The sequence below is a fragment of the Exiguobacterium sp. SH3S1 genome, from assembly GCF_004337105.1.
Lineage (GTDB): Bacteria > Bacillota > Bacilli > Exiguobacteriales > Exiguobacteriaceae > Exiguobacterium > Exiguobacterium aurantiacum_A.
On record NZ_SJUW01000002.1, the window covers coordinates 127,273 to 153,795 of the forward strand.

27 protein-coding genes and 1 other annotated feature are annotated in these 26,523 nt (G+C 52.5%); of the genes, 9 read left to right on the forward strand and 18 right to left on the reverse strand.

Going from position 1 to position 26,523, the window contains the following annotated elements:
- Nucleotides 1–81: 81 nt before the first annotated feature.
- Nucleotides 82–1,155: a M42 family metallopeptidase gene (locus tag EVJ26_RS03400; RefSeq protein WP_131456022.1), complete on the reverse strand. Its 1,074-nt coding sequence runs from the start codon at nt 1,153–1,155 to the stop codon at nt 82–84.
- A gap of 136 nt (nt 1,156–1,291) precedes the next feature.
- On the opposite strand from EVJ26_RS03400, the gene EVJ26_RS03405 reads away from it, so the two are divergent.
- From EVJ26_RS03405 to dhaM, 4 genes are all read left to right on the forward strand, one after another.
- Nucleotides 1,292–1,594 carry a PepSY domain-containing protein gene (locus EVJ26_RS03405; RefSeq protein ID WP_131456020.1) on the forward strand — a complete coding sequence of 101 codons (303 nt, stop codon included), beginning with the start codon at nt 1,292–1,294 and terminating at the stop codon, nt 1,592–1,594.
- Nucleotides 1,595–1,698: 104 nt separating this feature from the next.
- Complete coding sequence (gene dhaK, locus EVJ26_RS03410; protein ID WP_131456018.1) at nt 1,699–2,676, forward strand: dihydroxyacetone kinase subunit DhaK; 978 nt, start codon at nt 1,699–1,701, stop codon at nt 2,674–2,676.
- Nucleotides 2,677–2,695: 19 nt separating this feature from the next.
- Nucleotides 2,696–3,286 carry a dihydroxyacetone kinase subunit DhaL gene (gene dhaL, locus EVJ26_RS03415; RefSeq protein ID WP_131456017.1) on the forward strand — a complete coding sequence of 197 codons (591 nt, stop codon included), beginning with the start codon at nt 2,696–2,698 and terminating at the stop codon, nt 3,284–3,286.
- A gap of 16 nt (nt 3,287–3,302) precedes the next feature.
- Nucleotides 3,303–3,647: a dihydroxyacetone kinase phosphoryl donor subunit DhaM gene (gene dhaM / locus EVJ26_RS03420; RefSeq protein ID WP_330849175.1), complete on the forward strand. Its 345-nt coding sequence runs from the start codon at nt 3,303–3,305 to the stop codon at nt 3,645–3,647.
- Between the two features lie 143 nt (nt 3,648–3,790).
- Here the strand turns inward: dhaM and EVJ26_RS14375 are convergent, their stop codons facing one another.
- The 3 genes from EVJ26_RS14375 to trmB form a co-directional block, all read right to left on the reverse strand.
- Nucleotides 3,791–4,213: a hypothetical protein gene (locus tag EVJ26_RS14375; protein ID WP_161567599.1), complete on the reverse strand. Its 423-nt coding sequence runs from the start codon at nt 4,211–4,213 to the stop codon at nt 3,791–3,793.
- Between the two features lie 24 nt (nt 4,214–4,237).
- Nucleotides 4,238–4,747 carry a hypothetical protein gene (locus tag EVJ26_RS03430; RefSeq protein ID WP_236633357.1) on the reverse strand — a complete coding sequence of 170 codons (510 nt, stop codon included), beginning with the start codon at nt 4,745–4,747 and terminating at the stop codon, nt 4,238–4,240.
- 105 nt (nt 4,748–4,852) lie between these two features.
- Nucleotides 4,853–5,500, reverse strand: coding sequence for a tRNA (guanosine(46)-N7)-methyltransferase TrmB (gene trmB / locus EVJ26_RS03435; protein WP_131456011.1), 648 nt, complete (start codon nt 5,498–5,500; stop codon nt 4,853–4,855).
- Between the two features lie 136 nt (nt 5,501–5,636).
- Here trmB and cydS point away from each other — a divergent pair, with 136 nt between their 5' ends.
- Nucleotides 5,637–5,747, forward strand: coding sequence for a cytochrome bd oxidase small subunit CydS family protein (cydS, locus tag EVJ26_RS14585; RefSeq protein ID WP_438802343.1), 111 nt, complete (start codon nt 5,637–5,639; stop codon nt 5,745–5,747).
- Between the two features lie 45 nt (nt 5,748–5,792).
- Here the strand turns inward: cydS and EVJ26_RS03440 are convergent, their stop codons facing one another.
- From EVJ26_RS03440 to pepV, 6 genes are read right to left on the reverse strand one after another with little or no spacing between them, the layout of a single operon-like run.
- Nucleotides 5,793–6,587: a phosphotransferase family protein gene (locus EVJ26_RS03440; protein WP_070329440.1), complete on the reverse strand. Its 795-nt coding sequence runs from the start codon at nt 6,585–6,587 to the stop codon at nt 5,793–5,795.
- Nucleotides 6,588–6,637: 50 nt separating this feature from the next.
- On the reverse strand, nt 6,638–8,803 hold the full coding sequence (gene pulA, locus EVJ26_RS03445; protein WP_201738324.1) for a type I pullulanase: 2,166 nt from the start codon (nt 8,801–8,803) through the stop codon (nt 6,638–6,640).
- 17 nt (nt 8,804–8,820) lie between these two features.
- Nucleotides 8,821–9,660, reverse strand: a complete 840-nt coding sequence (locus EVJ26_RS03450; protein WP_131456008.1) for an NERD domain-containing protein — start codon at nt 9,658–9,660, stop codon at nt 8,821–8,823.
- The gene (gene thpR / locus EVJ26_RS03455; RefSeq protein WP_131456006.1) at nt 9,630–10,205 is read right to left on the reverse strand and encodes an RNA 2',3'-cyclic phosphodiesterase; all 576 of its coding nucleotides are present in this window, start codon (nt 10,203–10,205) and stop codon (nt 9,630–9,632) included. Before thpR ends, EVJ26_RS03450 begins: the two co-directional genes overlap by 31 nt.
- A gap of 6 nt (nt 10,206–10,211) precedes the next feature.
- Nucleotides 10,212–11,363, reverse strand: coding sequence for an MFS transporter (locus tag EVJ26_RS03460; RefSeq protein ID WP_236635488.1), 1,152 nt, complete (start codon nt 11,361–11,363; stop codon nt 10,212–10,214).
- Nucleotides 11,364–11,422: 59 nt separating this feature from the next.
- Nucleotides 11,423–12,808 carry a dipeptidase PepV gene (pepV, locus tag EVJ26_RS03465; protein ID WP_131456004.1) on the reverse strand — a complete coding sequence of 462 codons (1,386 nt, stop codon included), beginning with the start codon at nt 12,806–12,808 and terminating at the stop codon, nt 11,423–11,425.
- A gap of 306 nt (nt 12,809–13,114) precedes the next feature.
- On the opposite strand from pepV, the gene EVJ26_RS03470 reads away from it, so the two are divergent.
- On the forward strand, nt 13,115–13,336 hold the full coding sequence (locus tag EVJ26_RS03470; protein WP_083274163.1) for a DeoR family transcriptional regulator: 222 nt from the start codon (nt 13,115–13,117) through the stop codon (nt 13,334–13,336).
- 100 nt (nt 13,337–13,436) lie between these two features.
- Here EVJ26_RS03470 and EVJ26_RS03475 read toward each other — a convergent pair whose 3' ends face one another.
- Together EVJ26_RS03475 and EVJ26_RS03480 are read right to left on the reverse strand one after the other, a co-directional pair.
- Nucleotides 13,437–14,147, reverse strand: coding sequence for a pseudouridine synthase (locus EVJ26_RS03475; RefSeq protein ID WP_070329415.1), 711 nt, complete (start codon nt 14,145–14,147; stop codon nt 13,437–13,439).
- Entirely contained in the window at nt 14,137–15,843 is a 1,707-nt protein-coding gene (locus EVJ26_RS03480; protein WP_131456002.1) for a putative polysaccharide biosynthesis protein, read from the reverse strand. Before EVJ26_RS03480 ends, EVJ26_RS03475 begins: the two co-directional genes overlap by 11 nt.
- Before the next feature lie 140 nt (nt 15,844–15,983).
- Between EVJ26_RS03480 and EVJ26_RS03485 the strand changes: the two genes are divergently transcribed.
- The gene (locus tag EVJ26_RS03485) at nt 15,984–17,261 is read left to right on the forward strand and encodes a BaiN/RdsA family NAD(P)/FAD-dependent oxidoreductase (protein WP_131456000.1); all 1,278 of its coding nucleotides are present in this window, start codon (nt 15,984–15,986) and stop codon (nt 17,259–17,261) included.
- A 316-nt stretch (nt 17,262–17,577) separates the two neighbouring features.
- On the opposite strand, the gene EVJ26_RS03490 is transcribed toward EVJ26_RS03485, so the two are convergent.
- The 5 genes from EVJ26_RS03490 to EVJ26_RS03510 all read right to left on the reverse strand — a co-directional run bounded on the left by EVJ26_RS03490 (nt 17,578) and on the right by EVJ26_RS03510 (nt 24,085).
- A complete protein-coding gene (locus tag EVJ26_RS03490) occupies nt 17,578–18,087 on the reverse strand; it encodes a pyrophosphohydrolase domain-containing protein (protein ID WP_131441468.1) in 510 nt (169 codons plus the stop codon).
- A 14-nt stretch (nt 18,088–18,101) separates the two neighbouring features.
- Nucleotides 18,102–19,169, reverse strand: a complete 1,068-nt coding sequence (locus EVJ26_RS03495; protein ID WP_131455998.1) for a hypothetical protein — start codon at nt 19,167–19,169, stop codon at nt 18,102–18,104.
- Nucleotides 19,170–19,286: 117 nt separating this feature from the next.
- A complete protein-coding gene (gene leuS / locus EVJ26_RS03500) occupies nt 19,287–21,689 on the reverse strand; it encodes a leucine--tRNA ligase (protein WP_131469756.1) in 2,403 nt (800 codons plus the stop codon).
- A gap of 42 nt (nt 21,690–21,731) precedes the next feature.
- Nucleotides 21,732–21,949, reverse strand: a binding site (T-box leader).
- Between the two features lie 57 nt (nt 21,950–22,006).
- Complete coding sequence (locus tag EVJ26_RS03505) at nt 22,007–22,753, reverse strand: bacteriorhodopsin-like (RefSeq protein WP_131469758.1); 747 nt, start codon at nt 22,751–22,753, stop codon at nt 22,007–22,009.
- Between the two features lie 150 nt (nt 22,754–22,903).
- The gene (locus EVJ26_RS03510) at nt 22,904–24,085 is read right to left on the reverse strand and encodes an MDR family MFS transporter (protein ID WP_131468316.1); all 1,182 of its coding nucleotides are present in this window, start codon (nt 24,083–24,085) and stop codon (nt 22,904–22,906) included.
- 176 nt (nt 24,086–24,261) lie between these two features.
- Between EVJ26_RS03510 and mnmL the strand changes: the two genes are divergently transcribed.
- Together mnmL and mnmM are read left to right on the forward strand one after the other, a co-directional pair.
- Nucleotides 24,262–25,239 (forward strand): tRNA modification radical SAM protein MnmL/YtqA, encoded by a 978-nt coding sequence (mnmL, locus tag EVJ26_RS03515; protein ID WP_131455989.1) that lies wholly within the window; start codon nt 24,262–24,264, stop codon nt 25,237–25,239.
- The gene (gene mnmM / locus EVJ26_RS03520) at nt 25,193–25,762 is read left to right on the forward strand and encodes a tRNA 5-(aminomethyl)-2-thiouridylate-methyltransferase MnmM (RefSeq protein ID WP_131455987.1); all 570 of its coding nucleotides are present in this window, start codon (nt 25,193–25,195) and stop codon (nt 25,760–25,762) included. Before mnmL ends, mnmM begins: the two co-directional genes overlap by 47 nt.
- Before the next feature lie 31 nt (nt 25,763–25,793).
- Here the strand turns inward: mnmM and EVJ26_RS03525 are convergent, their stop codons facing one another.
- Entirely contained in the window at nt 25,794–26,510 is a 717-nt protein-coding gene (locus tag EVJ26_RS03525) for an alpha/beta fold hydrolase (RefSeq protein ID WP_131469759.1), read from the reverse strand.
- Between the last annotated feature and the right edge of the window lie 13 nt (nt 26,511–26,523).

Sequence of the window (26,523 nt, forward strand, 5' to 3'; positions counted from 1 at the left end):
CTTCACACTTTTCTCAGTATAATCTTTTTCCGGTAAATATCAACAGGAAAAAACGCCACTCGGTTAAAGTGGCGTCGTTCATTAACGGGATGCGCGGAGCGTTTCCATCGTCGAACGGTCTAACCGTTTGACGAGCGCTTTTAGAAGCGCTTTGGCCGCATCGTAGTCATCCGTGTGCAAAATCGAGGCGTGCGTATGAATGTAACGGGCTGCGACGCCGATGACGGCGGTCGGCACACCTTGCCCACTCATATGAATACGACCTGCGTCCGTCCCACCTGGTGACACGAAGTATTGTGTCTTAATGTTTTCATCTGACGCTGTATCGAGCAAGAAGTCACGCATTTCCGGAGACATGACCATGACGCGGTCAAGGATCCGGATGAGCGCGCCTTCGCCGAGCTGACCGAATTCCGTCTTATTGCCGGAAGCATCATTGGCTGGCGACGCATCGAGCACGAGCGCGACGTCCGGCTGAATCATCTCGGCAGCCGTCTGGGCTCCGCGCAGGCCGACTTCTTCTTGGACAGTCGCACCCGAGAACAAAATGTTCGGATGATCTGCTTTGGTCGTCTCTTCGAGCAACTCGACGGCGAGACCGACGCCGTAGCGGTTGTCCCATGCTTTGGCCATAATTTTTTTCGGATGGTGGAGCGGAGTGAATTCACTCGTCGGCACGGCAGGAAGTCCTGGCCGGACGCCCCATGACTCCGCCTCTTCTTTTGAGTCGGCTCCGATATCGATGAACATCTGCTTGATTTCCATCGGCTTGTTCTGCGCCTCAGGCCCAAGTAAATGCGGAGGCGTCGAGGCGACAACACCCGGGATTTTCCCGTTCGATGTTACGATGTCGAACCGTTGTGCCATCAGTACTTGGCTCCACCAGCCGCCGAGCGGTTGTATGTACAGCATGCCGTTCTCTGTGATCCGTGTGACCATGAACGCGACTTCATCCATATGACCGGCGACCATGATGCGTGGTCCCGACTCGTCCCCGACTCGTTTCCCGAAGATTGAACCGATTCCGTCCATCATCACATCATCGACGTGCGGAGTGATCCGGTCACGGACAAATTGACGAACTTCTGATTCGAAGCCGGGCGCTCCTGGCAATTCCGTCAACGTCTTAAATAATTCTCTCGTTTTTTGTTCCATTTTATTTCATCCTTTCACTCGTTCTGGTCTCATTATATACAGAATATTTCGATGGAAGCGAATGCTTTTCATTCCAATGGGGTACAGGTTTTGGTACGATGTACATGATAGCCATAGTTCAAGGGGAGGTAGTCATATGAAGAAAAGGTATTGGTTAGTTGGAATCGGGGTTGCCGTCGTTGCCGCACTTATGACGAAAAAAGTGTTAGATGAACGAAGCTTATCGGCTGAAGATGCGCTCGAGTACACGAAACGGGCGTTTTCAGCGAAAGGTCACGTCCAAGGCGCATGGATCTCGGCATCACCGGAGATCTATACTTATGACGGTCGTGAGTATGATGTTTACAAAGGCGGGATTTCGGTCCTCGAGAGCGACGAAGAAACGACGTACCAATTCACGGTCGATTCAGAGACTGGCGCTTTACTTGAATATGTATGAGACAAGGTCGGCGAAACAATTCGCCGACCTTTTTTGTTTAGTCCGTTCGAAAGAGTGGAAAATTGAAAATGGTAGTTTTCAAACTTAAAAAGGAGTGATCCCACGTGAAAAAACTGATTGGTGAAGCAAGTGAACTTGTGTCGCAAATGGTCGAAGGGATGGTACACGCCCATCCTGAACTGTACGGTCGCGTCGAAGGGGTAAACGTCATCTGCAGAGCGGACGGCGCCAAATCCGGAAAAGTCGGACTCGTCTCAGGTGGCGGAAGCGGGCATGAACCTGCACACGCCGGTTACGTTGGCGATGGGATGCTCGACGCCGCTGTTTGTGGTGAAGTGTTCACGTCCCCGACCCCAGACATGGTACTCGAAGGCATCAAAGCGGCGGACGGCGGCAACGGTGTGTTGCTCGTTGTCAAAAACTATTCCGGTGATGTCATGAACTTCGAACTGGCCGGCGAACTTGCCGACGCCGAAGGGATCAAAGTCGATCACGTCGTCGTCGCTGATGACGTCGCGATTTCAAATAAAGAAGACCGCCGTGGCGTAGCAGGCACGGTGTTCGTGCATAAGATTGCCGGAGCCGCAGCAGCGAGCGGGAAGTCATTGGAAGAAGTGAAAGCGCTCGCTAAAAAAGTCGCAGCTCACGTCCGCTCGATGGGAATGGCGGTCGAGCCGTGCTACATGCCAGTGAGCGGTAAACCTGGCTTTGACTTGAACGAGGAAGAGATGGAAATCGGGATCGGGATTCACGGCGAGCGCGGTGTCGAACGGAAACCGACGACCGACGTCGATTCGATTGTCGACGACCTGCTCGAACATCTGACAAAAGAAGTCGAGCCTGGAGAAGTCGCCGTCATGGTCAACGGTATGGGGGGGACACCGCTCTCTGAGCTTTACGTGACGTACCACTTCGTTGCCAAAAAATTAGAAGCGGCTGGTTACACGTTAAAACGTAAATACGTTGGTAACTATATGACATCTCTCGAGATGCATGGTTTCTCCATCACCCTGTTACCGCTCGACGATGAATTGACAAGCTATCTTGACGCGCCATCAGCGGCGCTCGGTTTCAAAATCTAACAAACGAGGTGTTTAATCGATGTTGACGATTGAAGGGTTCAAACAAGCGCTCCGACATGCCCAATCTGAGATTGAAGCGAATAAAGATACACTGACAGACCTAGACCGGGCGATCGGGGACGGTGACCACGGTATCAATATGTCACGTGGCTTTGATGCGGTCGTTGCGATCCTCGACGATGAGTACGCTTCTCTCGGTGAGTTGAGTAAAAAAGTCGGGATGACGCTCATGTCAAAAGTCGGCGGTGCGGCCGGCCCACTCTATGGCTCGGCATTCGTCAAGGCAGCACCGAAATTTGGTGACGCGACCGAGGCCGACTTCGCGCTCGTGAAAGAAGCGCTAGAGGAAGGGACGGCTGCGATCAAAGCCCGAGGCAAGTCCACCGCCGGGCAAAAGACGATGGTCGACGTCTGGGAGCCATTTTTAGACGGTTTGAGCGAGTCAGATAACTTTACCTCAAAGTTGGATCATCTCGTCAATGAGACGGAAAGGATGGTGGCGACGAAAGGCCGCGCCTCGTACTTCGGAGAGAACTCTCGCGGTACAATTGACCCTGGCGCGTTGTCCAGTTCAATCGTCTTGAAAGCGATTATGAAGGAGGTCGGTTAACATCGTAGAGCTCATCATCGTTTCGCATAGCGCTAAAATTGGTGAAGGGATTCAAGATTTGATGAAAGAGATGGCTCCAGCCGTTCCGATTCATCTTGCGAGCGGACTAGAAGACGGCAGTATTGGAACCGATGTGACCCGTATCCTCGAGGCCATCGAAACCGTCGACAAAGAGGCACTCATCCTGTCCGATATCGGATCGGCGACGATGAACGCTGAGCTTGCTATCGATATGTATGAAGGCGATAAGAAAATCAAGTTCTATGACGGCCCGATCGTCGAGAGCGCGTTCGTCGCAGCCGTCTCTTCAGGAAACGGCATGGGTCTTGATCAAATTATGGAACAGTTGAAAATGGCGTAAAAAAAGAGCCAATTCGCGAAAAGCGAATTGGTTCGTCTTTTTTTATGTTCGATGACCTTGAGGCGCTCTACCCGGCACAAGATTGAAAAAATGGTATGTATACGGTCTCTCCAGGCCAGTGAACTGGCCAGCTTCTTCATGTTTTATGCGGTGGCTGCCATAAGGTTGGCGCGATGGACGATGGAGAAGTCGACATGGCGGTCAATCTTACGGACGAGGTGGTTTTTCGGGACCAACTGGTCTAACGAGGCGTCGGTGCGGATCGGTTCATGATGATTCCCTTCCTGTTCGGAGGCGGTGACGGTCCATACATACCGTTTTCCGTTTTCATCGGTTCTAAGAACATATCCAGGGCTTTTTTCTTCGGCCATCGAGGCCTCAGAAAAAGACAAACGGCCGCCAGATGGCGACCGTTTGCGTTGCTCGTCCGACGGCGCCCCGACTCCTGCAGGAAAGCAATCCAACGGAGACCCAGCAGCGACGCGAGTCGCGATGCGGCTCCGGGATTGCCTGCGGAAAGCGTGGGCGCCGGAAGGACGAGCGATTCTATTGATGTTAGTCAACAAGCTGAAGAGCCTCTCGGCTCTTTTTTAACGTGGATTATCGTTTTTCTCATAAATCGGATTCATGTAATCTGTTGTCGAGTAGAAGCGTGGTACGACGAAGAAAAGAATGAGCGCCGGAACCGCGATTAAGAGCAACATGATCAGGACCGGCAACCAGTAGATGATCTGTTGACCGAGCATGTCGATGTTCGCGTCCGAAAACTCGGTCGCGCCTTCGACTTCGACAAGGTCAGCCGTCGTCAGAATCTTGTTGTCCGTCGCATCGTAATAATGGAACTCCGTCTTACGTGTGATGAAGATGCCGTCACGTACCGTATCGAGTTCGACGACCGCTGCGATGACTTCGTTGCCGTTCGAGTGCGTGAGCGTCTCTTCTTTGACGATCTTAGCCGTTCCTTCTTTATAGTCGTAATGCGTCGCTTTCAAATCCTCTTCGAGTGCGTCTAAGAACGCCTCGTTTGCCGAGGTATTGAGTGGTGCGATTGTTAGAATGAAGATTACTGCAAGCAGGCTTGCCCATGCTTTTTTCAACATCCCCATATTCCCCCTTCTCTAATTCCAATTTAGCGTCATTCCTATTGTACCAAGAAGAAAGAAAAAAGTGTGAAGAAAATGCTATCAAAATAAGAAAAAAGCGTGTCAAGTTTTCGGTCGGAACGCTGCTTCCATCCGGTAGATTGGCTGACCCATGGCGCTGAAGCGCTCTTCGTACTCGGTACGAACGTTGTCACCCGGTTCATTCACGTGCAAATCGAGTGAAATATCCGTGAAGTACATGCCGTATTGGCTCATGCTCTCGAGCGAATATTCGAACAGCCCCCGGTTGTCCGTCTTAAAGTGGATTTCGCCCCCACGAGGCAGAATCGCTTCGTATGTGGCCAAAAACGTCTTATACGTCAAGCGGCGCTTCGCATGTCTCGTCTTTGGCCAAGGGTCCGAGAAGTTCAAGTAAACGCGGTCGACTTCCCCTGCTTCGAAGTAATCGACGAGTTGCTTCGCATCGACGGTCAAGACGCGTACGTTTGGCATCGGCGTTTCGACGAGTTTTTGGACGATCGAGACGGCAACGCTCTCGAATAGCTCGATGGCGATGAAGTTGGCGTCCGGGAACTGTTGGGCCATCCCAAGAACGAATTGCCCTTTCCCAGAACCGACCTCGATAAAGAGTGGATTGTCGTTACCGAATTCGGTTTTCCAACCTCCTTTCAACTGTTCGGGATTCGTGATAAATACATGTTCTTGGGCCTGCATGTAATCTTTAGCCCAAGGTTTATGGCGTAAGCGCATTGAAATCCTACCTTTCGTTCATGAAATGTTCAAGTTTCTGCTGACTGAGCCGCTTCACGCGAGCAGTCCCCTTGCGATTATACACGAAATCATTGTTTAATGAACATGAATCATCCCTCACAAGGAGGTTAAATCAATGAGCACGTTAGATCAATTCTTAATCTTTTATGCGGCCCCGCTCACGTTTTTCGGCGCCGTCATCGCTACGTTCGTCTGGGCGTACTTTATGAAACCTGAAGATGTCTGATGTATATCGAAAGGGATGACTCACATTCGTGAGCCATCCCTTTTTTCATTGCGTCCGTTCATCCGCTTCGTCGAGAAGCTCACGAAGCACGGTCAAACCTTCAGCTCTTGCCATGGCGCTCTGTTCACCATAGATGGTCAACACCGTCTGGGCAATCGCGTACCAGTGCATCCGGTAATGCAGATCGGCGGTCAGCGTGATCCCGTAATGACTGAACCACTCTTCCCAATCGACTTCATCGACATAGCTATAGACGACCATCGCCAAATCAAACGCGCGATCCGCGATAATGGCGTCGTCCCAATCGGTCAAATAAAGAAGTCCCGACTCATCCTCAATCCAATTATTGTGATTGAGGTCAGAGTGACAAACGACCAGTTCGCGCTCGTCATCGGGCAGCCGATGGTCTGATAACCAACGGACCGCCTCATCGATCGTCTCATCTGCCTCATCCTGCTCATAGGCGGCACATTGCCGGTACAACAGTTCTGAAGTGACCGGTGTATGGTTTAACTGCTGTAACATGAATAATAGCTCTTTCGAATGATGGATCTTTCCGAGTTGTGCCGCCACTTCGGAACGCTCCATGTCGGCAGGCGATAACTCACGACCTTCGATGAACTGTTGGGCACTGAGAACGTCTCCGTTGAACATCCGCTTCGTCCACAATAGTTTCGGGACGATGCCTTCGGCGGATAGAATCGCTAAAAATGGAGACGAATTCCGTTTAACAAAGATTTTTTGTTGGTGCGTCGTCGCTACGTACGCTTCACCCGTAATCCCGCCTGCGGAAGCCACTGTCCACTCTTCACCGAGGGCACCGATTATATCTGAATACATGTTCATCACGCTCAAATCTCATTGGAAGTTAAAAAGATACAATCACAATATTAACACGCGATAATCGTCATTGACAACGACTCGACTTGAATCTGACTCGGGTTTCGAACAATCGGCGTCAAACTCGCCTTATCCCCTTGCACATATACGTTCCAGTCGCCTTCGGCTTGGAACGTCACTTGCTCGAACGTCCCGTTCAAATACACACGCACTCGCTGCCAAGCATCGTAAGAATGGCTCGCTGTCAGTTCGTAAGCGATCACGCCAGGCGGCGACGGGAGAAACTTGAACTGCTCGACTACTTTTTGACGGGTATCATATCGGAAACACGTGTGGCGCCGGCGTAACTTGAGCAGCGTTTTCACATACTCCACTTCTGTCGCCCGACTGTCACGAAGGTCCCAATCAAAATGATTGATTCGGTCAGGGGCGTTATAGCTGTTCTCTACGCCTTGTTTCGTCCGACCGAACTCTTGTCCGGCGTGAAGGAACGGAACGCCTTGTGACGTGATGACGATCGCTGTGGCCAGCCGTTGCATCCGTAACCTCGTCGTCTCATCCGTATCCTCACAAGCGAGCAGCAATTTATCAAACGTCGTATAGTTATCATGCGCTTCCACATAATTGATCGTATATTGCGGACTCGGGAACCGACCGACGGTGACGTTCGGAATCTGAACGGCACCGGTGATGCATTCACGAAGTTCCCACTCCCGCCATTCGTTCCCGGATACGAAGCCGCGCTCGCGCTCGTTGAACGATGAACCTTTCAGCGCATCTCGCATCATGTCGTTAAAATGACCAATTCGTGGCATATGCGCCGCATTATGGGAAGACGCCTTCAAGGACGGGCCGAGCGGTGTCGCCAAATCCCAACCTTCTCCATAAATCAAGATCGATCGGTCGACTTTATCAAGCGACATTCGAACTTGGTTCATCGTTTCCACATCATGGATTCCCATCAAATCGAATCGAAAACCGTCAACTTGATACGTCGTCGCAAAATAAGTGATGCAATCGACAATCATGCGACGCATCATATACCGTTCAGACGCTGTATCATTCCCGACACCGGTACCGTTTGCGACCGTTCCGTCGTGCTCATACCGGAAATAATAATACGGCACGAGCGCTTCGAGCGATGACTGTTCACGAATAAACACATGGTTCATGACGACATCGACGACGACGCGCATCCCGGTTTTGTGTAACTCATTCACCATTCGGGCATATTCGAGCACTCTTGTTGTCGGGGTGCTTGGATTTGAAGCGTAGCTCCCTTCTAAAGCGAACCAATGAATCGGGTCGTACCCCCAGTTATAAGGCATGCGTGTCAACTCGTCGACACTGCCGAAGTCATGGACCGGGAGCAATTGCAAATGTGTGACGCCTAACTCTTTCAAGTAATCGAGACCGGCACTCTTGTTACCGGTCGTCCGAATCCCGGTTTCGACGATGCTGCCATACAATCCGTTTAGACGGCTCGTCGAAGCGGGGTGGCTGGTGAAGTCGCGGATATGAAGTTCATAGATGACGGCGTCAGTCGCTTTTCGGAGCGGCGGCCGTAACACCGGTTCAACGTGTTTCGTAATCTCGGCTTCGACATCGACCAATACGCCAAATTCGCCATTCAGGCTGACGGCTTTCGCGTAAGGGTCGACGATATCGTTCGTTTCGACCGGTGTTTTGACGTGAAGACGATACAGCAACCCTTCGTAACCTTTCGGCACCTCGGCATGCCAGACGCCGCGGGTACCGCGCATCATCCGAAATCGCTCGATTTCCCGATGCGTGTCTTCATCATGCACCGTCACCCAAATCGAGAAAGCGACAGGCGACCAGACGAATACGTCAATCACATTTATGCCAAAGAGGAGTCCGAGCGGTCCATCGTAGGCGTATCTGCGTTCAAACTCATTCGTCTGGACAATTTCTCTCGGGACGACCACGATCGTTTTATGTCCAGGATGAAATACGGTATAAACCGATTCCAGCGTTACCGGGCGTGCGAGACGAATATCCCGTTCAATCGTCCCGGTCTCAGTTGATCGTTCTTCGAGCACCACGTAAGTGACAGGGCGCCCGTTTTGTTCGATTTGTACTGGAATAGACTCATATTCGGCGATGACTTCGAGTCGAATCGTCTCAAATGAGAGGAGCGTTGCCCGCTCGATCGTCACATGCGTTGTCGCCTGTTGGTCAGGTGTGTGATACATACTCGTTCCATCCTCTCCTACTGATCCAAAAATTGTCGAAACGGCATCTGAGCTGTCGTATCTAGAAGTTTCGCCACATCTCGAATTTGTTGGGCTTTCACGATGGGTGCCCTCGCATTGACTTGTTTCATCCATTGGTCGTAATCAGACCTTGAAACAAACTGGGTCGCGCGTGTCTCTGGCACATGATCGAAATAGCCGTTCGGAGCCAACGCCACTTTTTGGATGACCCCATCATAGGACGGAAGAAACTGTCTTACCATCTCTTCGGTGCGTGTCAATGCGATGAGCGGATTGACTACACGTTTATTTTCCCCTTTGAGCGGTTGATGAATCCAAGTCTTCTGTTTCGATACGTGATAGATGCTGCGGTCTCCTTCAAGCCATTCAACGAGATAAATATGCGACGGTCCAACGATGATATGGCTTAGTTCAACCATGGCCCCGTTCCACTCGACGACAGGACGATACATGAAAAAGTGATGCTCGTTCCATTCTGTGAGCATATGCCGATAACTATAGTCCCGCAAAAAAGCTAATAGTGGCACATCTGCTTCTGTTGCCCCTTCGCACGCAAATTGAAGCTTTTGGATGCGGCGCCGGTTTGTGAGCAGCGTTTGAAATTGCTTTTCCGTCAACGGGTTCGCTTCGAGCTCGATGCGCTCTGTACGACGCCAAAATTTCCACCACGGGTTTTCAAACTCCATGATTTCCGGCGGAGTTAGCCGATTCAAGTCGTGGAGCCTGCGCATTCGCGCCGTATCGGATTCGATATACTCTTGAAAACGATTGAATTGATCGAGCATGTTCCGTTCATATTTAGAAATTACGTCAAAAATTTTAATCGGGATCGCCATGTGTCCTCCTCTGAATGCGCTAGCGGAAATACTTCAACTGCTTCATAGGCAGGAGTCTGTGTCGGATTAATTCGATAGAGCACTACTTCTGTGATTGCTTCTTCCACGTCAAACGCAGGTGCGATATAAGGAATCCGCTCGCCGGTATCCCACTTCTTTGCAAGGGTGACGTGTGCTGCGAACGGTTTCCGATCGATGGCTGAAATCTCTTCTGTCAATTTTCGCCGAAGTGCACTGACGAATGTCGAAAGCGCTACAGACGGATTCGGGATGATTGTCAGCACGCGCGGACGATCGGGTCTCCCAAAATGATCAATCTGCTGAAAACGTAACGTGAACGGCGCCGTTTCGTGCGCCACGTCTCGAGTGATCTCTTTGACTGCCTCTACTTGGTCATCGTCTAACGCCCCTAAAAATTGAAGCGTCAAATGAAATTCCTCTGGCCGATAAACGCGGCGATAGGAATAGAACGGCAAGATGTCCCGTTGGATTTGTTCAAACTGTCGCGCTTCAATCGGGAGCGCTATAAAATAATGTGTCGACATCGCTCGTCATCCTTTCTCGCGGAACCGTCTCAGTCCCAAGAATAAAATCGCGCCGATGACACTGACTGCTGTGTACATCCAAAATACACCGATAATGCTGTCTACTTCAATGATTATCCCGCTCAACTGATTGAACGCGGCCGTCGCCAAGCCCGATGTGACAGCCATATAGACGCCAATCGCTGTCGAGGTGACGTTTAAGCTGACGAGACTTCGGACAAACTGAAGTGCAACCGGAATGAGCAACCCGACGACGAGTCCTTGAACGATGGCAAGCAACCAAACGACCCACAACGACGGTTCGAGTGCGAGCCAACCGTTCCGAAGCGCTGAAATCATAGCTGCCCCCGCGAGTACGTTGACGGTGCCGAGACGTGCGACAACTTGATGCGCCACTTTCATAAACGGGATTTCACAGAGCACCGCTACTAAAAACAACGTCCCGACGAGCGTCGTCGAGCCGCCGATGCTCGTCACATAAATGCCAAAGTAGTAGTTGTTTGCATAAATCGGACCGAAGACGAGCATGCCGCCGACTAAAAACGCCACGAACGGTGCATTCCAAATGGCTGACCAAGCGAACGGGGCGACTGTCGCCGTATGGGTTACACCCGTATCCGCAATTTGCTTCAAGGCGACGGTTCCGACGACGAGTACGATCGCACTAAGCAGAAACGTACTCGATAACCCCCATGACGTATCCGCAATCCGGCCGATCATGAAGACCGCGATGGCAAACCCGGCCGAGCCGAACAAACGGATGGCTCCGTAATCGATTTTAGCACGGGACGTGTAATCGAGCGTCATCATATCGACGAGCGGAATGTGGGCACATTGAAATATCGACCAGGCTACCATTAACAGAATGATCCAGACGTACGACGTCGCAAATAAAAATGTGATCGAGATCGCCGCAGCCGCAATCATTGCTAACATTAACCAGGCGCGGGTTCGGCCCGTGCGGTCGGCAAGCATGCCCCAGAGTGGTTGTACACCGATCGATAAAATAGGCAAGATGGCGACGATCGTCCCGACCTCACTCGGTGACAAATCAAAACGTGCTTGTGAGAAGAACAAGGCCATGTATGGGATGAGGGCGCCTTGTGCGAAAAAGATGGCGACATAAATCGATTGAAACGATTTTTTTTGCTGGTTCACGATCAACTTCCTTCCTAACAGACAGAGAGCCGACCGATGCAGTCAGCTCTCAAAGGTTATTATTTAGCGAGCTCGTAAATCGCTTCCGCATAGATTGCGGCAGCACGTAATAAATCTTCAACTTCCATATACTCGTCGACCTGATGGGCGACATCTTTCGCTCCCGGGAACAACGCACCGAACGCGACGCCGGCCTCGAGCGAGCGGGCATACGTACCGCCTCCGATTGCCATCAAGTGCGCTGATTCACCAGTCTGGCGCTCATAGACGCCTGCTAGTGTTGTCACGAGCGGATGGTCTTCCGAAACATGGTGTGGTGGCATATGGTGTCTTGTCGTCAATTCGAAACCGAATGACAACGCGATTTCTTTCAAGTTTTGTAGACGTTCCGTGAACTTCGCCGTATACGGATAACGGATGTTAACCGTCGCCATCCGCTCCGTGTCGTTGTAGCGGAAAACGCCACCGTTGATCGTCAAATCCCCGGTCTCATCACTCGCTTCAATACCGAGCGAGATGCCGCGTGAGTCCGCAAAGACGTGACGGACGAACTCGATGTAGCGCTCACCTTGAATATCGAGCGCGAGCGTGAGCAGGAAGCCTGCGAGCACGTAGGCCGCGTTCACCCCGTTGTCTGGTTCCATCGCATGGGCCGCGACGCCTTTTATTGTGAACGTGTACATCCCTTCTTCAAAAACACACGTCCCGTCCGCTTCATACTTCTCGAGATACGCCTCGAATTGCTCTTCGAGCACTTCATTCGTTTTCAACACCGCTGTCGCAACGTCTGGCACCATGTTCGGGCGTTCCCCGCTGATGAACGAGACGAGGTGATGTTTTGTTCCCGTGACGCGCTGGATTGGAAGTTGCTTGAGCACGCCATCGTATAGACCTTTCTCGGCGTTGATGATCGGGAAATCGGCGTCAGGCGCAAACCCATACGTCGGCATCTCTTCTTGTTTGAAGTACTCACGGACGCAACGCCACTCGCTCTCTTCGTCACAGCCCGCAATGAGCCGGACCCGTTTCGATAGCGGCAAGCCGAGTTCTTTGACGATCCGCAATCCGTAATAGGCAGCCATCGTCGGCCCTTTATCGTCATTGCTGCCGCGTGCAAAAATTTTGCCGTCGGTGATCGTCGGATTGAACGCCCCATATGTCCACCCGTCCCCGGCCGGTACGACATCGAGATGGCACAAGATGCCGACGAGTTCTTCACCTTCGCCGTATTCTAAATGTCCTGCATATCCGGCGACATCCTTTGTGATAAAGCCGTCACGTTGACCTAGCTCGAGCATATAGTCGAGCGCTTGACGGACTTCTGGGCCGAACGGCTCGTTCGGTCCTGTTTTCGATTCGTCTAACACGCTCGGGATTGTAAGTAATCCTTTAAGATCGTTTAAAAACGCTTCTTTTCGTAAGTCGACTTCTTGTCTCCAGTTCATGTCAATCTCCCCTTTGCGAATGTTCTCTCCCTTATTAGTATATCCAAATGTCAGAAAGACGAACATTTATTTCGAAAATATTTTTTTGTTCGTCTTTCGGTTCTATAATCGATTATTTACAGTTCATTCATTCGATATTTACGTTCATAACATGTTCTTTACATTGAAATCGTTCGTGCTTTCCCCTTGCTTTTCTGTATAGGAGCGTTATACTTAAGATGTAATTTTAGAAAATAACAATTTCATATTTCATTTGTCGTCCGTAGGTTTCGTCTTTCATCATTCTACGCATTGGGGGGTCATCCAATGAAAGGTTCAACAGATCGCATGCTAACCCGTATTAAGTCGATTTATTTATTTATCAACGAAAGGGATTGCGTTACCACTTCAGAACTAGTAGAAGAGTTCGGCATCACATCACGCACCGTCCAGCGTGATTTGAACGTACTTGAATACAACAATCTTGTAGAAAGTCCGAGCCGCGGCACGTGGACATCATCGAAACGTTCACTGAAGACGGCAAATTGAATATAATTACGAGGGGTTCCGTTCACGGATCCTCTTTTTTTTGCATAAAAAGTGAGACCGGATGCCTTTCCGACATCCGGTCTCACTGTTCACTCCTGATTCATGACAAAAACTGTTCGACTTCTGCTTCGGTCAGTTCACGGTATTCACCAGGCTGTAACGATTCATCGAGTTCGAGCGGTCCAATTTGGACTCGTTCGAGCCGTTCGACGTGCTTGCCGACCGCAGCGATCATCCGCTTGACTTGATGATACTTCCCTTCCGACAACGTCAGGCGGACGACAGATGTTTGGCCCGTCTGACTGAGCACTTCAAGACGCGCCGGTTTCGTCGTGTACCCGTCCTCGAGAGCGACTCCTTCCGCGAAAGTGCGGATGTCCTCGACCGTCATCTCACCGTCGACTTCGGCGATATACACCTTGTCGACGTGTTTACGCGGTGACATGAGGGCGTGGTTGAACGCGCCATCGTTCGTGATGAGCAGTAGGCCCGTCGTGTCTTTGTCGAGACGCCCGACAGGAAACAGCTCGTAATGGGCGTAAGCCGGGTCAATCAATTCGATGACCGTCGACTCAACTTTGTCCTCGGTCGCACTGATGACACCAGCCGGCTTATTCATCATCAAGTAGACGAACGGACGGTACTCGACCGGCTCACCGAGCACGGTGACCGTCTCACTGTCCGTGTCGACGTGACGTTTCGCATCTTTCACAGGTTGGTCATCGATTCGAACCGCTCCCTGTTTTAATAACAGTTTCACGTCTTTACGTGAACCATAGCCCATATTGGCTAACAACTTATCAATTCGCATTATTTTTCCTCCGATATTGGAATCGTTTTCCTAACAGTTTCCCGGCCAAGTGGCTTCTCCATCCGAGATAGCCATACACGACGAGCCCGATCCCGAAGCCGACGACGGTCGCGACGATGTCATTGCTCCAACTCGGTTCGTCATTTAGTGTGACGAACAACGACCCATACACCGCAACGAACATCGCCGCGCCCATCGCAAACATGAGGATCGTGCGACGTAACAGTTGTTTATATGGGAACTGAAGTGCCCGTTGAATCTTCCACACCATGAGGATGATCGCCACGATGTATCCGGCAATCGTCGCATACCCGGCGCCGATGCCACCGAGCGCGTACACGAACGGGACGTTCAAGACGACTTTCGCTAGTAACCCCATCGCTGTCGCGAAAATCGTGAAGTATTGTTTATTGATCCCTTGCAAAATTGCCGCAGCGACCGAGTAATAGGCGAGGAAGAATGCACTCGGTGCGTAATGGAGCAAGTAGACCCACCCTTCCCGGTCTCCCGGGAAGAGCGTCCCAAACAACGGCTCTGAGAGCGCGACGAGTCCGATGACGGCTGGAATCGTCACGAAGAACGACACTTGGAAAATATGATTGACTTGATTGCGTACTTTATCCATGTCCCCGTGTGTGAACGACCGGGTGACGAGCGGAATCGTCGCCATCGACACACTGGCCGCGATCGATACCGGGATCAAAACGATCTTGTGGGCGTTACCGGTCAAAAAACCGAACGCCGACGTCGCCTCAGCTACCGATTTCCCGGCGTTGAGCAGCGTGTTGACCATCGTCAACTGATCGACGAACTGGTAGAGCGGTGTCGACAAGCCGACCATGACGATCGGAATCGAATAGCTGAGCAATTCGAGCAAGAGCGATTTCATCGAGCGGACCGGCGTCCCTTCAGGGTTGTCGGTCTGTCGATGAATGTCTTTTCGTCTGCGCCAGTACATCGCGAGGACGACGATGCTTCCGATCGCACCGATGAACGCGCTGAACGTCGCGATCGTCACGGCGAGCACTTTCAATCCGTTCAGTTCCGTCGTCTCGACCGCCGCCGTCCCGCCGAGCGTGTCAGCGAGCGGACGGACGAACTCCGAGTCTGAGAAGACGAACAAGACGAGCATCGTTCCGCTGAGCAAGAACATGATGCGTACGATCTGTTCGATGACTTGTGAGATGGCTGTCGGGGCCATGTCTTGATGTCCCTGGAAATAACCACGGACCATACTCATCGCCGGGATGAGCAAGAGCGCAAAACTGACGCTTCGAGTGACGAGCGTGAGCGAGTCGATGTACTGTTGATTGTTTTCCGAATTGCGGACCATGAGCTCCGACAACCACGGAGCGGCAAAGAAGAGTAAGAAAAAGGCGACGACACCGGTCACGAGCATCAGCTTCATCCCTTGCCGGAACAGCCGTTGACTCGTCCCATACTCGCCGAGCGCGTTATACTTGGCGATGAATTTTGAGACGGCAACCGGGATCCCTGCCGTCGAGATGGCGATCATGAGCGCATAATACGTATATGCCGCTTGGTATAACGTAACACCGGCAATCCCGACCATCGCTTGGAACGGGAACGTGTACAGCAGTCCGAGCGCTCGGGAAATCAAGTTCCCGGCTGATAAGAGCAGCGTTCCTTTGACGAAGGATTCTCGTCCTGAATCTTGTTTGACGCTTGATGACATGAGATACCTCCATCTATTCATACAACGTTTGAAATGTCCTAGTTTTACAAAACGACCGTTTCTCATTATACTCTTACTGTTGCGGATAATAAAGTTACGATAATTTTACGTGTCGATTTGAAACAGAAACGAGGGATACTATGATGAAAGATGTCATCGTCATCGGAGGAGGCCCAAGCGGCCTGATGGCGACCTACGCCGCCGCGAAAGCCGGAGCGAACACGCTCTTGATCGATAAGGGCTCTAAGCTCGGACGCAAGCTCGCTATTTCAGGCGGCGGGCGTTGTAACGTCACGAACCGGAAACCGGTCGACGAGTTGATTCAGTTCATTCCTGGGAACGGCCGCTTTTTATATAGCGCCCTCGCCCAGTTCGATAACCAGTCCATCATCGATTTGTTCACGGGTTTCGGCATCCCGTTGAAAGAAGAAGACAACGGCCGGATGTTCCCGGTGACGGATAAAGCTCAGGACGTCGTCAACACGCTCCTCCGAGCGATCGATTCGCTCGGGGTCGAGAGTCGGAAGAACGCGAAAGTGAAAACGCTCCATTTTAATGAAGCAAATGAGTTCGAGGCGGTCGAGCTAGAAGACGGGGAACGAATCGAGGCCAAAGCCTGCGTCATCGCCGTCGGCGGACAATCCGTCCCCCACACTGGTTCGACCGGCGACGGGTACCCGTGGGCCGAGAAAGCGGGGCACACGATCACAGAACTATTCCCGACCGAGGTACCGATCCTCTTGAACGATTCGTTCATCGGGACGAAACAGTTGCAAGGGCTGTCGCTTCGTGATGTCGCCCTCACCGTGCACGGTAAAAAAGGCAAGCCGATCAAGACGCACCGCGGCGACATGATCTTCACCCACTTCGGTATCTCGGGTCCGATCGCACTTAGATGCAGTCAATATACGATCAAAGAACGCAAGCGCAGCAAAGAACGGGTCGTCGCACTGTCACTCGACTTATTCCCAGACATGGCGCGCGACGAGCTCGTTCAATCGCTATGGGATCAAGTGCAAGCCCAGCCGAAACGTGCCGTCAAAAACGTCTGGAAAGGGTTCATCCCGGAACGGATGCTCGACCTCCTCTTGGCTGAACTCGCTTTCGGCGAAGAAGACGCGAGCCAGTTGAAACGACAATCGGTCATCGATTTCGCGACGCGTCTCAAGACGTTCGAACTGCACGCGACCGGTACGCTCGACTTCGATAAGGCATTCGTCACGGGCGGTGGCGTCTCGGTCAAAGAGATCGCCCCGCAGACGATGATGTCAAAGAAAGCAGACGGTTTGTTCTTCGCCGGCGAGGTGCTCGATATTCATGGATACACGGGCGGCTATAACATTACGGCCGCTTTCACGACCGGCCACTGCGCCGGGTCACATGCGGCGGAATTCTCCACACTCGAGCCTACAACGTAAAGAGAGCGTGGACTAACAGGAGTGATATCGCTCGTCCTATCGGCGCCCACGCTTTCCGCAGGCAATCCCGGAGCCGCATCGCGACTAACGTCGCTGCTGGGTCTCCGTCGGATTGCTTTCCTGCAGGAGTCGGGGCGCCGGCGCCGTCTGACGAGCAACGTAAACGGTCGACATCGGGCTACTGCGGACTCGACTTCAATTTTATGTTAGGCAGAGCGCCTCAAGGCCCTCGAACATAAAAAAAGATGAACCAGATCGCTTTTTACGATTTGGTTCATCAACAAACTGAGAGCGTGGTCCTAGTGACCACGCTCTCTTATTTTTCTGCCATTTGGCGACGGACCTCAGCCTCGAGTTCCGGCTCAGGTGGCATCCACCCTTCAGGCTTCATGACTTTATTGTCTGACGCGCGCAGGATCGGCAATCCGTCCGGGCCGAGTTTCGCCATGTTGGCACGCTGGACGATTTCAAACAGCGGCACCGGGTCGAGCCCGAGCTCGACGAAACTCCCCATCACGAAATAGAGTGCGTCCGTGAGCGCGTCCCCTTGACCGACGAGCCGGTCGACGTCGTTCGTCGGCGGCGCTTCTTGGAGCGATTTGTGCACGGCTTTCTCAAACCCTTGTTGGAACGTCGCGACGGCTTGCAAAAACTCGTCTTCCGTCCGGGCTGACTGGTGCAAAAATTCGACGACCGCTTCTTCTGCCGTCCAGACCGACCGTTTCACGGCCCGGTCAAGTTCGAGCGGGCTCGGCACGCTTGCTTCCGGGTGACCGAACGTTTCGTGAAACTGACGTACTTCTTCATAAAAATAACGTTTACTCATTTGATCCGCTCCTATCAGTCGACCGAGACGAACGCGTCAAGATCGAACACGTCTGGTCGTACGATTGCAAAAATTTCATTGTCTTGCAGGAACATGCCGGTCGAACCGTAGACGCGAGGCGTCACCATTTGACCGTTCATCGTCCCTTCGCCTGGGTTGACCGTGTATAACACGAGTTCCTCCGAATCGAGGACGTAAATCCGTCCTTGCCGTTCGACAAGACCGACCCCACGGAACTTCTCAAACTTCTGTTGAATCGAGGCGCTCATCCCTTCCGTCGTGAGCGGCTTGCGTGATTCAATCGTCCACTCCGTCAACGGTTCGACGTCTTCTGTTTCTTCCGTTCCTTCCGATTGAAGTGCCTCGTTTTCCGGAGAGACAGCATCCGTCTCGATCGTTTCTTCAGCCGATTGGGTTGGTTCATCCGTTGCTGGTTCGGCTTCCTCCGGCGTTTCCGCCTTCATAATCCGTTCTTGAACGTAGATGAGTTCGATATCCGGTGTCGCTGCCGTGCGGTTCATGATGATGAGCCGTTCCGTCTCTTTGTCGTACCCGAGCCCGAACAGCCGATCGGTTGAGACAAGCCCGGCGATTGCTTTTCGTTCGCGCTCCATCCAACGTCCTTCTTCTCGCGCGATCGTCACGATGACACCGGTCGATGTAACGGCATAAATTTTATCTTCTGCAATCATACGCATCCCGATAAAGTCACCGAGCGGGAACGATTGATTCTCGGTCTCGAGCTTGAGCGAAGCGTTCACTCGATTCGCGTTTCCGCTCACTTCAAAGAAGTCGTGGTCTTTCGTCAAGACCAAATAAGCCCCGATTGTGTCGCTATAGTAAACCTCGTCGATATTCTGTATTTGTTCGAGCGCATCGGTCGTATCGATGTCTTCTTCGTCTGGCGAGGCCTCGACCGGAGGCATCGACGTCGCTTGATGACTCGTTTGAATCTCAATCTTTTCAAATGTCGCAGCGATTTGGCTTTGAATGTCTTCGTCTGAAAAAACGAACACGTAACAAAGAATCACGCCGACCACGACCGCAAACAATGTCGTGTACAGTACGTAAGATCGTTTCATGGACGCTTAGTCCCCTTTATATTCAGTGTCGCCCTTTAGTGTAACAAAACCGCCTCAAAAAGAAAACGGCATCCCCAAAAAGAAAGGAACGTGTGACAATGTCACACATTCCTTAACTTATCCTACGACGATGTTGACGAGTTTACCTGGGACGACGATCACTTTACGGACCGTTTTTCCTTCAGTGAACTCTTGTACACGCTCGTTCGCGAGTGCCTCCGCCCCAAGCGCTTCTTTCGAAGCGTCGCGCGTCACGTGCATCTTCGCCCGGAGCTTACCGTTCACTTGGATGACGACCTCGATCGTATCGCTGACGAGTTTCGACTCATCGAACGTCGGCCACGCCGCATACGTCAATTCTTCTTCCATCCCGAGACGCTCCCACAACTCTTCAGCCAAGTGTGGTGCGACCGGAGCGAGCATCTTGATGAAGTTGACCATTTCTTGCTTCGGTAACGTGTCTTGTTTGTACGCTTCGTTGATGAAGACCATGAGTTGCGAGATCGCCGTATTGAAGCGAAGCGCCTCGTAATCTTCCGTCACTTTTTTCACTGTCTGATGGTACGTGCGCTCAAAGTCGGCCGTCGCAGCGACGTCTTCGAGTTTCGCTTGTTCGAACAAACGCCAGACACGGTCGAGGAAGCGACGTGCCCCGTCAAGGCCGTTTGTCGACCAAGCGATGGCCGCGTCAAGCGGTCCCATGAACATCTCATAGAGACGAAGCGTGTCGGCACCGTGTGATTTGACGATATCGTCCGGGTTGACGACGTTGCCTTTTGATTTCGACATCTTCTCGTTGTTCTCACCGAGAATCATACCTTGGTTGTAGAGCTTTTGGAACGGCTCGTTCGTCGGGACGATCCCGATGTCGTAGAGCACTTTGTGCCAGAAACGCGCGTATAGCAAGTGCAGGACCGCGTGCTCCGTCCCCCCCACGTACAAGTCGACCGGGAGCCAGCGCTTCAACTTCTCAGGATCGGCGATCATGTCTTCGTTATGCGGATCGATGTAGCGGATGTAGTACCAGCAGCTGCCGGCCCATTGCGGCATCGTGTTCGTCTCACGACGACCCTTTTCACCCGTCACCGGGTCTGTGTACGTCAACCACTCGTCGGCGTTCGCGAGCGGCGACTCACCTGTGCCTGATGGCTTGATCTCATCGATGATCGGAAGTTCGAGCGGAAGCTCTTCGATCGATACCGTCTTGAGCGTCCCGTCTTCCATATGAACGATCGGGATCGGCTCGCCCCAATAGCGTTGACGGCTGAACAACCAGTCGCGGAGACGATACGTCGTCTTCGCCCGGCCCGTACCGGCAAGTTCGAGTTCTTCGATGATTTTGGCGATGGCATCGACTTTATTGAGACCGTCGAGCGCTCCTGAGTTCACATGTTCGCCGTCTTCCGTGTAAGCCGCCTCATCCAAGTTACCGCCTTTGACGACTTCGCGGATTGGGAGGTCAAACGTTTTCGCGAACTCATAGTCCCGCTCATCGTGGCCCGGTACGGCCATGACCGCACCCGTACCGTACGTCGACAAGACATAGTCAGCGATCCAGATCGGAAGTTTTTCCCCGTTGACCGGATTGACCGCGTATGCGCCCGTGAAGACACCCGTCTTCTCTTTAGCGAGGTCAGTCCGTTCAAGATCGGTCTTCTTCGAGACTTCTTCCGCGTACGCTTCGACCGCGTCGAGTTGTTCCGGCGTCGCGATTGCTTTGACGAACGGGTGCTCCGGTGCGAGTGTGACGTACGTCGCTCCGTAAAGTGTATCAGGCCGCGTCGTGAATACAGTCACGACTTTATCGTGCCCGTCGACTTTAAAGTCGACTTCGGCGCCGACCGATTTACCGATCCAGTTGCGTTGCATCTCTTTGACGCTCTCCGGCCAGTCGAGTGTTTCTAAATCATCAAGCAACCGCTCCGCGTAATGCGTGATGCGGAGCACCCACTGTTTCATCGGGACGCGGTAGACCGGATGGTTCCCACGTTCCGACAATCCGTCGATGACTTCCTCGTTAGCGAGTACCGTACCGAGGGCCGGACACCAGTTGACCGCCACTTCGTCGACGTAGGCGAGGCCACGCTCATAGAGCTGCGTGAAAATCCATTGCGTCCACTTGTAGTATTTCGGGTCGGTCGTGCTGATCTCACGGTCCCAGTCGTACGAGAAGCCGAGGTCTTTCAACTGACGGCGGAACGTCCCGATGTTACGCTCCGTGAACTCGCGCGGGTCGTTTCCTGTATCGAGGGCGTACTGTTCAGCCGGAAGACCGAACGCGTCCCAACCGATCGGGTGAAGGACGTTATAGCCTTGCATCCGTTTCATGCGGGCGATGATATCTGTCGCCGTATAACCTTCCGGGTGACCGACGTGAAGTCCGGCTCCTGACGGGTATGGGAACATGTCGAGGACGTAGAAACAATCCTTGTCCGGGTCTTCCGTCGTCCGGAATGAATCTTTCTCTTCCCAACGCTTTTGCCATTTCGGCTCGATGTCTTGATGTTTAAAATAGCTCAAATTTCTTCCTCCTCTGCATAATAAAAAGCCCTCCGCCCCGGTAAATGGGACGAAAGGCTTGAAAGCTCTCCGCGGTACCACCCATGTTGCATGTCTGCCACTTGAGACGCCGGTAACGAGGCGTAACTTCGGTTCACCTTACTTTTCGTTCAGGCGAACAGCTCCAAGGCGAGTTCTCGCGGTCCATATACCGGTTCACACCAACCACCGGCTCTCTACAATATCGACGCTACGATACTACTCCTTATCAACGCAATTTTCATCTCACCTCTTCATTTTAGCGCAAGATAAAAAACCACGTCAATGTGAACTTACAATCACGTTTTAATTTGTTTGAGCGTCGAGATCGTTTTCACCGCGAAGAAAGCGATCAATCCGAACCCGACCTTGTTGACCAAGTCGGCGACGTTGTAGATTAGCTCACGCACTAGCTGAACCTCTACCCCGGTCGCGAACAGCGTGACCGCGTAACCGATCGGGTAAATCGCCCAACCGATCAAGATGAACAAGCGCATGTTGAGTAGCGCTTTCCGAATCGGGGCCGGCGACGATTCAGCCGCTTTCGTAACGTTCGTGAACAGCAAGTAGATGATATAGATCCAGGCCAAACAACCGACTAGATAGCCCCACAATCCAAGTTGCGTGAAGCCACCGTTCAAGTTGATCGACGATTCACCGAGATATCCCGAAACAATCATAATAATGTCGGCGACGATCAATTTCGTCAGCAGTCCAGACTTCATCTTCCCTTTCAAACTGAGTAGCAGCGGGAACTTCACGAGCAAGAGCGGTGTCGTCACGAGCCAATCGATATAACGAATCTCGGTTGGGAAACCTGTGATCTCAGACAACAGTCCCATATCCCCGACAGAGTCCTTCATGAAATAGTAATGGATGGCAGCGACAAACGTGACCAAGGCAGCGACCGTGGCGACAGAACGATATTCTGGGTCAAGGCTGTTTCGCTCCACTAGAAAATAGAGCGTCGCGGCGGCCATTCCGACAAACCCGACCCAAAACATGTATTGGGTCGCGAGCACGAGTAAATTGACTTCTTCGTTCATGGTGTACATCTCCTCATCGGCTAGAAACAGGAAACGACGGAACGACGGAACGATTATGTGAAAGGATCCTCTGACTATATTTTACATGAATTTTACATGAGATTGCAATACCTCATGCGAATTGGATACGCGGTTGATGTGACATCCAGATCAAGTTTGACGATTCAGCGAACTGATTTTCATAAAGAAGAACAGCGCCGTGACAATGAGTAGAAGCAGCAATCCAAATACAGCGTTCATCCCGAGTAAATCGAACGTGAGTCCTGAGAGCGTCGGTCCAATCATCCGCCCGACCGACGCGGCGATGTTGACGAGACCTTGGAACTGTCCGGCTTTACCCGGAGGTGCAAGTTTTGCGGCAATCGTTGGGACAGCCGGCCAGATGAACATCTCACCGATCGTCATGACGATCATCGCGACCATGAACATCGTAAATCCTCCCGCGAACGGGACGATGATGAAAGCAGCTAGGAAAATGATGGCACCGACGACGAGTTGGCGCTTCAAATCGTCTTCAAAGTAGCGCAGCGCCCGGTTGAGAAGCGGTTGGGCGAACACGATCAACGCCCCGTTGACCGTCCACAGCAATGAATATTGGCTGATCGTCACACCGAGGTCTTTCGAATGGACGGCGATCGTCCCTTGCCACTGGACGTAGACGAACCAGAGTGCGGCATAACCGATGGCGACAAACCACATCGATTTCATCGTCGCGCCAGAGAGCGTCGTCGCCGCGGCTTCGAGCTGAGACTGGACGATTGGGCGACCCGGGTTTTTTAAGTAACGCAGGCCGAACAACAGCACAACGACGAAAAGGACCGACAAGAAGAAGTTCGCATAGAAGATCCACTCGATGTTGATTCGCGCGATTTGACCGCTCATCGCCGTCCCGAGGGCGACCCCGACGTTTTGGGCGACGTAGATCGCATTGAACGAGCGCCGGCCACCTTCAGGCCAGATCAAACCGGCAAACGCGTACACGGTCGGAAAGACGAGTCCTCCCGAGAACCCGATCAAACCGAGCCATGCCAAATACCCGAAGAACGTGGCATGAAACAATAAGAAGCCGAGCGAGCTCGCGAGCAACAGCCCGACCGAGATGACGAGCGTCCGCTTCCCGCCGATGCGGTCGAACAACGTCCCGCCGATATAGTTACCCGCGATGGCGAGCGCTGAGTTGACGAGCAGCGCAATACCTGCGAGCGTCATCGACTCGCCTAAATATCCATTAATATAGAGTGTGTTAAATGGCCATAAAAAAGACGCCGCCGTTGTATTGAGCGCCATCGCAATGACTAGAATCCATACCGAAATCGGCATTTTATTGTTCATACCCGTTACTCCTTTCATTCCTTTAAACGATAAAAAATCCGGCACGAAGGCCGAATCTGTGATGAGTCCTTCTCCAAGCTAACGGAACGCTACATAACTGTCAAGAAAAATTACTTATTATGAAGTAAAGCAAGCCCCACCTTGTGATAGCATGAGCAAGGAAGGAGAGGATAGCATTGAATAACCCGTTTGGCCAAGCTAGATTTCACAAATTAAATGAAGCGTATCGTCGCGAATTCGGCGAGAAAGTGTTCAAAGTCCCGCTCGATGGCGGTTTCACTTGTCCGAACCGCGACGGCCTCGTCTCAAAAGGCGGCTGCACATTCTGTTCGGATGACGGCAGCGGCGATTTTGCCGGCAACGCCTGTGATCCGATCCCGGTCCAGTTCGCCGAAGGCACGGCCCGTCTGCATCGGAAATGGAAGCATGCGTTGTATATCGCCTACTTCCAAGCGTTCAGCAACACGTACGCACCCGTAGAGCGCTTGCGCGAACTGTTCGAACCGGCACTCGTAGAAGAAGGCGTCGTCGGTCTGTCGATCGCGACACGACCCGACTGTCTGCCAGACGACGTCGTCGACTATCTCGCTGAGTTGAACGAGCGGACGTCACTCACGGTCGAACTCGGCCTGCAGACAATCCATGATTCAACCGCGAAAAAGATCAACCGGGGCCACGACTATAAGACGTTCCTCGACGGTCTCGCGAAACTGCGGAGCCGGAACATTTCCGTCTGCGTCCATATCATCAACGGTCTTCCTGGCGAAACGCCAGACATGATGCTCGACACGGCCCGAGAAGTTGCTAAAATGGACATACAAGGAATCAAGATCCATTTGCTCCACGTCTTAAAACAGACGCCGCTCGCCAGACAATACGAGTTAGGGCTGCTCGAACTCATGGACGAGACGACATACGTCTCGCTCGTCTGCGATCAGCTCGAGTACTTACCGCCTGAGATCGTGATTCATCGATTGACGGGCGACGGTCCACCCGACTTATTGATCGGACCGACGTGGAGCCGGCACAAAATGGCCGTCTTGAACGCCATCAACGCCGAGTTGGAACGTCGTGATTCCTTCCAAGGAAAAAAGAAGGATGAGATCTATGGGATTAATGAGAGTTTTACCGTTCGCGAAGCATCTATTAAGTGAACACGTTACAGACGGTGCCGTCGCCGTCGATATGACGGCCGGCAACGGACACGATACATTGTTTCTAGCAGAACGAGTCGGCAGCGGTCACGTTTACGCGTTTGACGTCCAAGAGGCGGCAGTCAAGGCGACGACAGACCGCATCACCGCCGCCGATCTGCTTGATCGTGTCTCGGTCGTCCACGACAGCCACGACACGGTCAAGGCGGTCGTCGCGGATGAAACCCGTCCGATCACGGCGGCCGTCTTCAATCTCGGCTACTTGCCTGGGAGCGACAAGTCGATCACAACGACCGGCAACACGACGATCGACGCCCTCGAGCAATTGCTCGACGTGATGGCCGTCGGCGGTGTCATCGTCGTCGTCATCTATCACGGCCATGAGAGCGGGAAAGTCGAGCGGGACGAGGTGCTCGCGTACGCCGAGGCACTCGACCAAAAACGAGCCGGCGTCCTCCGTTACGGCTTCGTCAATCAAATCAATCATCCCCCATTCATCGTGGCGATCGAAAAACGGGCATGAAAACAGGCGACTCGCGTGAGTCGCCTTTTGTCTATTCCCGAATCAATTCATAAAACGTGATGAGCGTCTCCGCGAACTTCGTGTTCAGCCGTTCATAGCCAAAGTGTGGGAACCCTTCGAGCCGACGGATGTAGACTTGATCGCCGCCAATTTTGCGGCAGACGTTCAACGTCAGCCTCACGTCGGCGAAACGATCGTCCGGCGCGTAGAAGCAAGCGAGCGGTAAGCGAGGTAAATGTTTCTTCTCCTCTTGATGCTCGACGATCTCTTCTTCGATTTCGCGGTACTGCGCGTATGTGATCTCGCCGAAACGAGACGACTCTTCCCCGCCGCCGGTGAACGTCATCATACTGAGCGGCAAATCGGGGCGGAACCGGTCGACCGCACTGGCGACGACTTGCTTGAGCCCGCCGATTTGGCGGGACGAATGCCAATCAAAGAGCGGGGAGATGTATGTCAAACTCCCGAGCGGCACGTCGTACTCTTGCAGGAGGCGGTTCGTCAAGAGCGCCCCGAGACTGAAGGCGATGACGTGAATCGGTAGTTTGGACTGACTCGCTTCCCGTAGCGTGTTCTTGATCAGCTGTTTATGGTCTTCTGCCATCAGTCCGACCGTCTGTCCGGTCACGACAAGCACCTCATAGTCGACACTGAGTCGCTGCAAAAATGCTTCGCTGAGCCGGGACGTGAACTGCAACGGGTAAACGATCACGATAACTCCTTTTCGTGATTCTTCTTCATATGTCATGCTGTCACCTCAT

What these genes read in the sequence shown, in the direction of transcription:
- EVJ26_RS03525 (WP_131469759.1), bottom strand. Translation starts at nt 26,510, where the DNA reads ATGACATATGAAGAAGAATCACGAAAAGGAGTTATCGTGATCGTTTAC.
- EVJ26_RS03480 (WP_131456002.1), bottom strand. Translation starts at nt 15,843, where the DNA reads ATGTCATCAAGCGTCAAACAAGATTCAGGACGAGAATCCTTCGTCAAA.
- trmB (WP_131456011.1), bottom strand. Translation starts at nt 5,500, where the DNA reads ATGCGCTTACGCCATAAACCTTGGGCTAAAGATTACATGCAGGCCCAA.
- pulA (WP_201738324.1), bottom strand. Translation starts at nt 8,803, where the DNA reads ATGTATCACACACCTGACCAACAGGCGACAACGCATGTGACGATCGAG.
- EVJ26_RS03405 (WP_131456020.1), top strand. Translation starts at nt 1,292, where the DNA reads ATGAAGAAAAGGTATTGGTTAGTTGGAATCGGGGTTGCCGTCGTTGCC.
- EVJ26_RS03470 (WP_083274163.1), top strand. Translation starts at nt 13,115, where the DNA reads ATGAAAGGTTCAACAGATCGCATGCTAACCCGTATTAAGTCGATTTAT.
- EVJ26_RS03475 (WP_070329415.1), bottom strand. Translation starts at nt 14,147, where the DNA reads ATGCGAATTGATAAGTTGTTAGCCAATATGGGCTATGGTTCACGTAAA.
- EVJ26_RS03430 (WP_236633357.1), bottom strand. Translation starts at nt 4,747, where the DNA reads ATGTTGAAAAAAGCATGGGCAAGCCTGCTTGCAGTAATCTTCATTCTA.
- EVJ26_RS03450 (WP_131456008.1), bottom strand. Translation starts at nt 9,660, where the DNA reads ATGGCGATCCCGATTAAAATTTTTGACGTAATTTCTAAATATGAACGG.
- EVJ26_RS03490 (WP_131441468.1), bottom strand. Translation starts at nt 18,087, where the DNA reads ATGAGTAAACGTTATTTTTATGAAGAAGTACGTCAGTTTCACGAAACG.
- EVJ26_RS03440 (WP_070329440.1), bottom strand. Translation starts at nt 6,587, where the DNA reads ATGTATTCAGATATAATCGGTGCCCTCGGTGAAGAGTGGACAGTGGCT.
- thpR (WP_131456006.1), bottom strand. Translation starts at nt 10,205, where the DNA reads ATGTCGACACATTATTTTATAGCGCTCCCGATTGAAGCGCGACAGTTT.
- mnmM (WP_131455987.1), top strand. Translation starts at nt 25,193, where the DNA reads ATGGGATTAATGAGAGTTTTACCGTTCGCGAAGCATCTATTAAGTGAA.
- pepV (WP_131456004.1), bottom strand. Translation starts at nt 12,808, where the DNA reads ATGAACTGGAGACAAGAAGTCGACTTACGAAAAGAAGCGTTTTTAAAC.
- EVJ26_RS03505 (WP_131469758.1), bottom strand. Translation starts at nt 22,753, where the DNA reads ATGAACGAAGAAGTCAATTTACTCGTGCTCGCGACCCAATACATGTTT.
- EVJ26_RS03495 (WP_131455998.1), bottom strand. Translation starts at nt 19,169, where the DNA reads ATGAAACGATCTTACGTACTGTACACGACATTGTTTGCGGTCGTGGTC.
- cydS (WP_438802343.1), top strand. Translation starts at nt 5,637, where the DNA reads ATGAGCACGTTAGATCAATTCTTAATCTTTTATGCGGCCCCGCTCACG.
- EVJ26_RS03485 (WP_131456000.1), top strand. Translation starts at nt 15,984, where the DNA reads ATGATGAAAGATGTCATCGTCATCGGAGGAGGCCCAAGCGGCCTGATG.
- EVJ26_RS03400 (WP_131456022.1), bottom strand. Translation starts at nt 1,155, where the DNA reads ATGGAACAAAAAACGAGAGAATTATTTAAGACGTTGACGGAATTGCCA.
- dhaL (WP_131456017.1), top strand. Translation starts at nt 2,696, where the DNA reads ATGTTGACGATTGAAGGGTTCAAACAAGCGCTCCGACATGCCCAATCT.
- EVJ26_RS03510 (WP_131468316.1), bottom strand. Translation starts at nt 24,085, where the DNA reads ATGAACAATAAAATGCCGATTTCGGTATGGATTCTAGTCATTGCGATG.